The organism is Catenovulum sp. 2E275 (assembly GCF_025515275.1).
Lineage (GTDB): Bacteria > Pseudomonadota > Gammaproteobacteria > Enterobacterales > Alteromonadaceae > Catenovulum.
Genome location: NZ_JAOPFU010000078.1, coordinates 1 through 8,429, shown reverse-complemented (window position 1 = coordinate 8,429; position 8,429 = coordinate 1). Strand labels below are relative to the sequence as shown.

General features: G+C 39.5%; 7 protein-coding genes. 3 read left to right on the top strand and 4 right to left on the bottom strand.

The features are described from left to right. Positions 1-88: 88 nt before the first annotated feature. Positions 89-2,032: an acetate--CoA ligase gene (gene acs / locus N7931_RS18730; protein ID WP_262795871.1), complete on the bottom strand. Its 1,944-nt coding sequence runs from the start codon at positions 2,030-2,032 to the stop codon at positions 89-91. 343 nt (positions 2,033-2,375) lie between these two features. Here acs and N7931_RS18725 point away from each other — a divergent pair, with 343 nt between their 5' ends. Further along, positions 2,376-2,714, top strand: coding sequence for a P-II family nitrogen regulator (locus N7931_RS18725; RefSeq protein WP_262795870.1), 339 nt, complete (start codon positions 2,376-2,378; stop codon positions 2,712-2,714). 27 nt (positions 2,715-2,741) lie between these two features. After that, complete coding sequence (locus tag N7931_RS18720; protein ID WP_262795869.1) at positions 2,742-4,022, top strand: ammonium transporter; 1,281 nt, start codon at positions 2,742-2,744, stop codon at positions 4,020-4,022. A 138-nt stretch (positions 4,023-4,160) separates the two neighbouring features. Here the strand turns inward: N7931_RS18720 and N7931_RS18715 are convergent, their stop codons facing one another. The 3 genes from N7931_RS18715 to N7931_RS18705 all read right to left on the bottom strand — a co-directional run bounded on the left by N7931_RS18715 (position 4,161) and on the right by N7931_RS18705 (position 7,423). Continuing rightward, a complete protein-coding gene (locus N7931_RS18715) occupies positions 4,161-4,784 on the bottom strand; it encodes a helix-turn-helix domain-containing protein (RefSeq protein ID WP_262795868.1) in 624 nt (207 codons plus the stop codon). Between the two features lie 102 nt (positions 4,785-4,886). Then, positions 4,887-6,125, bottom strand: coding sequence for a DNA recombination protein RmuC (locus N7931_RS18710; protein WP_262795867.1), 1,239 nt, complete (start codon positions 6,123-6,125; stop codon positions 4,887-4,889). Between the two features lie 68 nt (positions 6,126-6,193). Continuing rightward, positions 6,194-7,423 carry an MFS transporter gene (locus N7931_RS18705; RefSeq protein WP_262795866.1) on the bottom strand — a complete coding sequence of 410 codons (1,230 nt, stop codon included), beginning with the start codon at positions 7,421-7,423 and terminating at the stop codon, positions 6,194-6,196. 97 nt (positions 7,424-7,520) lie between these two features. Here N7931_RS18705 and N7931_RS18700 point away from each other — a divergent pair, with 97 nt between their 5' ends. Next, positions 7,521-8,309 carry an AraC family transcriptional regulator gene (locus N7931_RS18700; RefSeq protein WP_262795865.1) on the top strand — a complete coding sequence of 263 codons (789 nt, stop codon included), beginning with the start codon at positions 7,521-7,523 and terminating at the stop codon, positions 8,307-8,309. Positions 8,310-8,429: the final 120 nt, after the last annotated feature.

Sequence of the window (8,429 nt, the reverse complement as noted above, 5' to 3'; positions counted from 1 at the left end):
CCATCCATGGGGTCGTATTGCAAGTGAATTTAACGCAGTACCCGCGAAAAAAGGCCGTTTGAAACATATTCATTAAACCGAATTGAGGTTATTTATTTAATCGCTTTTCAACTAAATCGACAATCACACTCGGATCGGCCAATGTGCTGGTATCCCCTAACTGATCGTGTTCATTAGTTGCAATTTTACGTAATATCCGGCGCATAATTTTACCAGAGCGCGTTTTTGGTAAACCTTTTGCCCACTGGAGTTTATCCGGGCAAGCAATTGGGCTTAAATCGTGTTTAACCCATTCACGTATTTCTTTAATCAGCTCGTCTGTCATTTCTACGCCTTCAACTGGCGTAATATAAGCATAAATGCCCTGACCTTTAATATCGTGCGGATAACCAACTACTGCGGCCTCGGCAATCGCTTTGTGCGCAACCAGCGAGCTTTCTATTTCAGCCGTTCCTAATCTATGACCAGACACATTTAATACATCATCTACTCGGCCAGTTATCCAATAATAACCGTCTTCATCCCGGCGCGCGCCATCACCAGTAAAATACATATTTTTATAGGTGCTGAAATACGTTTGCTCAAATCGTTCGTGATCGCCATAAATGCTGCGAGCCTGACCCGGCCAAGCATCCAAAATAACCAGATTACCGCTTACCGCGCCATCCAAAATATTGCCGTCACTATCAACTAATGCAGGTTTAACTCCAAAAAATGGACGAGTTGCCGAACCCGGTTTTAAATCGGTTGCACCCGGTAAAGGCGTAATCATAATGCCGCCGGTTTCTGTTTGCCACCAAGTATCAACAATCGGGCATTGGCTATTACCCATATTTTTGTAATACCATTCCCAAGCTTCTGGGTTAATTGGCTCGCCAACACTGCCTAATAACCGAAGCGAAGTCCGTTTATTGGTGGCATAAGCTTCATCCCCTTTGGCCATTAATGCGCGGATTGCCGTAGGTGCCGTGTACATAATATTAACTTGATGTTTGTCGACAACATCGCCCAAACGCGAGCAACTTGGATAAGTCGGAATCCCTTCAAAAATCACCTGAGTCGCACCATTGGCCAGCGGCCCATACACAATATAAGTATGACCGGTAATCCAACCCACATCGGCGCCACACCAATAAATATCACCTTCCTGATAATCAAAAATATATTGATGCGTTAACGACGCATACAGCAAATAACCAGCTGTAGTATGTAATACACCTTTTGGCTGACCAGTCGAACCAGATGTATATAAAATAAATAAAGGGTCTTCTGCACCCATGACCTCTGGCTCACACACATTTGGTAAATCCTGAGTTAATTCATGCGCCCAAATATCAATATTGCTATTCCAGTTACCTGATTCGCCGCTGTGCTTAAATACCAAACAATGTTCAATACTGGTGACATCTTCGCGTGCTAGTGCTTCGTCTACGTTTTCTTTTAACGGAATTGGCCGACCACCACGTTTGCCGCCGTCAGCCGTAATAATCACTTTTGCATTACAATTTACAATTCGGTCTGCTATCGCATTTGGAGAAAATCCACCAAAAATAACTGAATGCACAGCGCCAATTCGGGCGCAGGCCAACATAGCGTAAACTGCTTCGCAAACCATTGGCATATATATAGCGACACTATCCCCTTTTTTAACGCCAAGTTTGCGTAAGCCATTCGCCAGTTTAGCAACTTCGTCATGTAGCTCTTGGTAGGTTACTTTTTTATCTTGAGTTGGTTCATCACCTTCCCAAATTAATGCGGTTTGATTAGCGCGTTTAGGTAAATGGCGATCAACACAATTTACGCAGGCATTTAATTCACCGTCTTCAAACCACTTAATAGCAACATTGTTAGGGGCATAAGATGAGTTTTTGACTTTAGAAAATGGGGTAATCCAATCCAGACGTTTTGCCTGATTGGCCCAAAACGATTCTGGCTGTTCAACTGAATCTTTGTACAACGCAAGATATTGTTCATTATTTAATAAACTTTTTTGTTTTAAAGACTCAGTAACAGGAAATACATGCTCAGACATTTGAACTCCTTTTATTGTTAGGCTTGATTATTTTTGACCTGCACCAGCTAAAGCGAGTTCAGGTTAATTTATTATAAAAATAGGTGTTAAAATGATATTAACTTTTTTATAGCAAACTTGTCGATAGTTAAGATCATCAGCTAGACTGATTAAATCGCACCAAAATGGAACACCAAATTAGTGCAAACCATTGATTTTGCACCATTAATGACAGCCGATATATTTTTTAGTGCAATATGATTCACAGTGGTGAAAATTCTGCTATGATGCGCGCCTTTGTGGTGAAAACAAACTTACCCACATAAAAAATGCACTATTTTTAACAAATAAACTACTTAACAATATGAAAAAAATTACCGCCATTATCAAACCTCACAAGTTAGATGAAGTTAGGACAGCACTCAGTGACATAAATGTAACTGGCATGACTGTAACTGAAGTGAAAGGATTTGGCCGTCAAAAAGGACATGTTGAACTTTATCGGGGTGCAGAGTACACAGTTGAGTTTGTACTCAAAACTAAAATCGAAATTGTAATCGCCACAGAAAGAGTAGATTCAGTCATTGAAACTATCGTTCAAACAGCCCGAACAAATAAAATTGGCGATGGCAAAATATTTGTCACTAATGTTGAACAAACTGTTCGAATTCGAACAGGTGAAGAAGGTTCAGAAGCCGTTTAATTAAAATGTAAACATAGGAACAAAACTATGCGTTATATCCTAACTCTACTTGCAATTATGCCAGGCATTAGCATGGCAGACACACTTGATACGGGCGATACAGCTTGGATCTTGACCTCTACAGCTCTTGTATTGTTTATGACCTTACCCGGGCTTTGTTTTTTTTATGCCGGCTTAGTCCGAAGTAAAAACGTATTATCAGTTTTAATGCAATGTTTCGCCATTGCCTGTATTGCTTCTATTATTTGGCTAATTGGCGGCTACAGTTTAGCTTTTAGTGAAGGTAATGCCTTTATTGGCGATTTATCAAAAGCCTTTTTAAACGGCGTAACTAAAGACTCACTATCAGGCACTCTGCCCGAACCCCTATTTTTTATGTTCCAAATGACATTCGCAATTATCACCCCAGCGCTTATTGTAGGTGGCTTTGCAGAACGAATGAAGTTTTCATCTGTTTTACTTTTTTGCTCAACATGGCTTATTTTAGTTTATTTACCAGTTTGCCATTGGGTTTGGGGCGGTGGCTGGCTTGCTCAAATGGGCATGCTCGATTTTGCCGGTGGTACTGTAGTACATATTACAGCAGGTGTTGCAGCTTTAGTTGCAGCTATGGTTATCAAAAATCGTAACGGTTATGGTAGTGCCTCCATGATCCCACATAACTTAACTATGACCATGGGTGGTGCTGGTATGTTATGGGTTGGCTGGTTTGGCTTTAATGGTGGAAGTGCTGTTGCGGCTAACGGTGATGCAGCTATGGCAATGATAGTAACCCATATTTCTGCTGCGACTGGAGCATTAACTTGGATGGTCATTGAATGGATAAAATACGGAAAACCTTCAGTATTAGGCATAGTTACAGGCATGGTTGCAGGCTTAGGTACAATAACCCCGGCTTCTGGTTTTGTTGGTCCAGCTGCAGCATTAATTATTGGTTTGTTGGCAGGTATCATTTGTTTCTACTGTACGAACCTGATCAAACAAAAATGGAAAATAGACGATTCACTTGATGTATTCCCTGTGCATGGTGTGGGCGGTATTTTAGGTACTTTCCTTGCTGGTATTTTTTGTTCAACAGAGTTAGGTATTTTCAGTGGATACGGATTTGGTGGCGACAACACCAGTATTCTTGAACAATTACAAGTGCAAGTTATTGGTATAGTTGCAACTTTTGTATATACAGCTGTTGTAAGCTTTATATTATTAAAATTAATAGGTGTATTAACCAAAGGTATACGTGTAGAACGTGATGCCGAAATCCAAGGTTTGGATATTACCAGCCATGAAGAGCGCGGTTACAACCTTTAATTTAGCAACCTGATTGCTGAAAAATCATAACTAAAAAAAGCCCTGCTTAATCAATTAAACAGGGCTTTTTTATATCTTAAAAATGTTCTCAATCAAGTTGTTGGGATTCGTTGGAAACCTGATGCCTCATAGTTTTTGTTAAGTGCTTTGATTCTCAACAAATGGCGAAATAAAACGTATATTAGAAGGAGTAACTTTATATTGAACAGGTAAAAATTCCGTTCCAATACGATTACTTGTATGCAATAAAATTTTACGACCTTCATTAGTAAAGAAGAGTTGAGATTTAAGCCGTGGTGTTATTCCGTAGATGTAATCTATTTCCAAGGAATATCCATTATGGAGCTTAAATACATTTGTTTTTGCTTGATTAGGACTAACAAACAGAGTTTCAGTAAAAATCCCATACTCATCTTCAATAATAAAATTAAATTCAATTTCACTTTGATAGTTTCTAGCCATAAAAACTATCAAAGCAATCACCAAAGGAATAAATAAAAACCAAATTGCTTTTTTCGGACGATTCAAGAAAGAAAATATATAATCAGTAGTTAATAAATGCGCTCTTGATTCTAGTTTATTTACATCAACGTCTAATGCAGCACATAAAGACTTTAAGGTTTCTTGTGAGCACTTTCCTGAACTTTCAACCCTCTGAACGGTTCTCAAACTAAGCCCTGACGCAATTGCCAGCTCATCTTGAGACCAATGCTTATCATTTCTAACTTTTTTTAATAGCTTAATATTAATCATATTTTCCATAATCACCTCCTTTAAGAAAGAAGCAACTATCCCATTTTAATAGGCATGTCGGCTACGACAGTTATACGACAGACTCTGTAGCGGGTTAAAAAACTGACGACATTACCCTGCTCTGCCATCTTCAATCTCATCAAATTGGACTTGTTCAATTGACTGAAACCGGCTGGTGATTTTGCTGGCTGAGGTATGAATTTGTTTTACATCGTTTGCAGCTTGGTCTATATGCCTTGCTAGTTGATCAAAACGCCCTTGAAAACGGTTAAAATCACCCGCTAGTTTAATTAAATGTTGCTGAATGATATGTACTTGTTGGCGAGTTGCTTCATCTTTTAATACGGCTTTGGCTGTAGTTAATATTGCCATTAAGGTAGTTGGTGAAGTTAGCCATACGCGGCTTTGCCACGCAAATTCGACAATATCAGGGTGATATGCATGAATTTCGGCAAATACGGCTTCTGCCGGTAAAAACAAAATAGCGCTGTCTGAGGTTTCTTTTTCAATAATATATTTGGCTGCAATATCCGAGATATGTTTTTTTACATCGGCTTTAAACTGGCGTTCATAAGCTTTTCGTTCAGTTTCGGCAATGCCGCTTTGCATCATATTCTGATAATTTTCGAGTGGAAATTTAGAGTCAATCACAATATTGCCGGTTGGCTCAGGCAATTTTAGTAGGCAATCGGCAATTCGCCCGTTAGACAATTTAGCTTGTTTTTCAAATTGCTCTTTTGCCAGTGTATTTTCAATCAGGTTATAAAGCTGAACTTCGCCAAATGCGCCGCGACTGCGTTTGTCGGTTAATACATTTTGCAAGCTGACCACATTACCGGAAAGCTCGGCTATTTTTTGTTGAGCCTGATCAATTAATGCCAGCCGTTTTAAAATATCGTTAAAAGTTTTTACTGTGTTTTCAAACCCTTCGCTCAGCTTTTCATTCACTCTATTAGATAATTTATCGAGCCGGCTTTCGGTAATATTGGCCAGTTCAGTTAAGCGTTTAGCCACAGTTTCACTTTGTTGGTGTACGGCTTTGCCAAGCTCTTGTCTGTGCTCTGCGTGATTGCGGTTAATTAAATCTAATAAAGCCAGATGATTTTGCGATGAGCTTTGCTGTAATTGATTTTGTTGTTGGTGCAGGCGGTTTTCTAAAGCGGTAAATTGCTCATGAGTTTGATTCATCAAAGATAAGCGTAAGTCGGTAAGCTGGTTTTGAGCATCACTTTTATCGGCAACCAGCGCATTAATTTGTCTGCGCTGGGCGATTAAAACCAGTAAAACCAAACATAAAATAATACACCCAGCCGCAACCAAACCTATCAATACCCACTTATCGCTTAACACATTAATTCATCCAACTGTATAAATTAACAGTTAATGTAGCAGATTATTAATAAAATTAAAGCCTTATTTTAATCAGCTTTAATAGATTGAGCATAAGGAATGGTGATATTACGACCACAACCAATGCCCATCACCGCACCTAAAAAATTAGCGCTAGCGCATATCCAAAGTGCGCCATCCCAACTGCCATTTAAGCCATGAAAATAACCCGCTAACATAGGTCCGGTTGCTGCCAAAGAATAACCAACACATTGAGCCATGCCGGATAGAGATGCAGCTTGCAGCGAATGATTGGTACGTAAACTAATAAAAGATAAACCTAAAATAAAACAAGCGCCGGATGAAAACCCCATAATCACTGTGCATAAAAAAGCAAACTGAGGAAAATAAATCAGCCCAAGCGAACAAACACCTGCAATGCCAGCCAAGATAATAGCAGGAATGCGTTGATCTTTTAATTTAGCCAATAAAGGCACTAACACTAAACCCGGCACAGCGGTCGCGATTAAAAAGATCCCATGAATAGCACCCGCTTTTTCAGCTGAATAGCCAGCTTCAATTAAAATACTCGGCAACCAGCCAACAATAATATAAGTAAATAAGGAGTTACTCCCTAAAAAGAAAGTCACTTGCCATGCCAAACTATGCTGCCAAATTTTATCCTGATTTGTCGATTGCAACGCACTGCTATCTGGCTTGGTTTTATATTTAAGCTGAGGCAACCATAAAATCATCGCAATTAACGCCAGTAAACTCAGTGAAGCCATAGTGACTTGCCAACCCATTTGATGCCAATTGGTAATCGGAATAGCTAAAGCAGAAAAACCACCGCCAACAATGCCCATAGATAAAACATAAGCAGAGGTCATTAATGCGACTTGCTGCGGAAAATCGCGCTTAATCAAACTCGGCAGTAATACATTACCTATCGCAATGCCAACACCTATAATGGCAGTGCCGATAAATAAAATAGACTTAGCGTCTAATAATCGTGAGAGACACCCTGCACCAATTAAAATTAAGGCAACAAATAAAGTTGTTTCTAAGCCAAGCTTTTTAGCCATTTTAGGAGCCAATGGCGAAATTAATGCAAAACCTAATAAAGGCAAGGTAGTTAATAATCCGGCCTGAGCTGCAGTGAGTTGAAAAAAAGCAATGACTTGCTCAAGCACAGGCGCAATACCGGTAATTGGCGCACGTAAATTAGCCGCCAGTAAAATAATACCAACGACTAAAATGACATATTTTAATAACCCAGATGGGTGGGCACTGGCTACATTATTATCAGATGCTTGCACAATAAATCTCTCAGGCAAAAATAAAGAGCAGTAGTATATAAGTTATCTATCCTTTATTATTTAGCAATAATGACAGTTAATTACTAAAAACAGCCAAATGAGTTTAGAGCAACATATCAATTGGGGAAATCTGCAAAATTACGAGCAGATGCCACAGCCGCTAATCGCTAAAATAGAAGCCGTAAAAAATAGTCATGCGCTGCCACTCCATACTCATCCAAAGGGGCAATTAATTATTGCGCTGCATGGTTATGTGACTTGTGAAATTGAAAATGCGCTGTGGATGGTGCCAGCCAATAATGCAATTTGGATCCCGCCACATATTAAACATACCAATCGCGCATCTGATCAGGCGAAGCTTGGACATTTATTTATTCAAAACCAGCTCACAGGCTTACCTGTTTCGCCCTGTGTTTTGTCGTTAACGACTGTCACCCGTGAACTATTTATCCATTTTGCGAGTTTAAATCAGCATTATTCAAAAAATGGATTTGAGCATAAAGTGGCAGAGGTATTATTTGAATTATTAACTCAAATGCCGACTCAACAGCTTAATTTTGTGCAGAGTAAACATACTGTGGTCAAACAAATCGCCAGCACTTTACTTAAACAGCCGGATAATCGCACAACGCTGACCCAATGGGCGAATCATTTTGCGTTAGGTGAGCGCACCCTCGCCCGTTTAATTAAACACGAAACCGGAATGACATTTGGCCAATGGCGCAGCCAGCTTCATTTAATTATTGCGCTACAAAAATTGGAAGAACAGCAAAGTGTGCAAGCTGTTTCAGACAGTTTAGGTTATGAGTCGGTCAGTGCATTTATTACTATGTTTAAAAAAGCACTGGGCAAATCACCTAAACGTTATATTGCTGAGTTGAATTAATCACAACTTTAAATAACCTGAGCTGCACATAAGAAAATTTGCCCAACGGGCTATTTTTCCGCCTCTCATCGTTATTTTTCTGACTAATAGCTCGCTATTAGGTACAGAAAAATGCCTTGA

Coding starts and splice junctions, on each gene's coding strand:
- acs (WP_262795871.1), bottom strand. CDS start 2,032: ATGTCTGAGCATGTATTTCCTGTTACTGAGTCTTTAAAACAAAAAAGT.
- N7931_RS18725 (WP_262795870.1), top strand. CDS start 2,376: ATGAAAAAAATTACCGCCATTATCAAACCTCACAAGTTAGATGAAGTT.
- N7931_RS18720 (WP_262795869.1), top strand. CDS start 2,742: ATGCGTTATATCCTAACTCTACTTGCAATTATGCCAGGCATTAGCATG.
- N7931_RS18715 (WP_262795868.1), bottom strand. CDS start 4,784: ATGGAAAATATGATTAATATTAAGCTATTAAAAAAAGTTAGAAATGAT.
- N7931_RS18700 (WP_262795865.1), top strand. CDS start 7,521: ATGAGTTTAGAGCAACATATCAATTGGGGAAATCTGCAAAATTACGAG.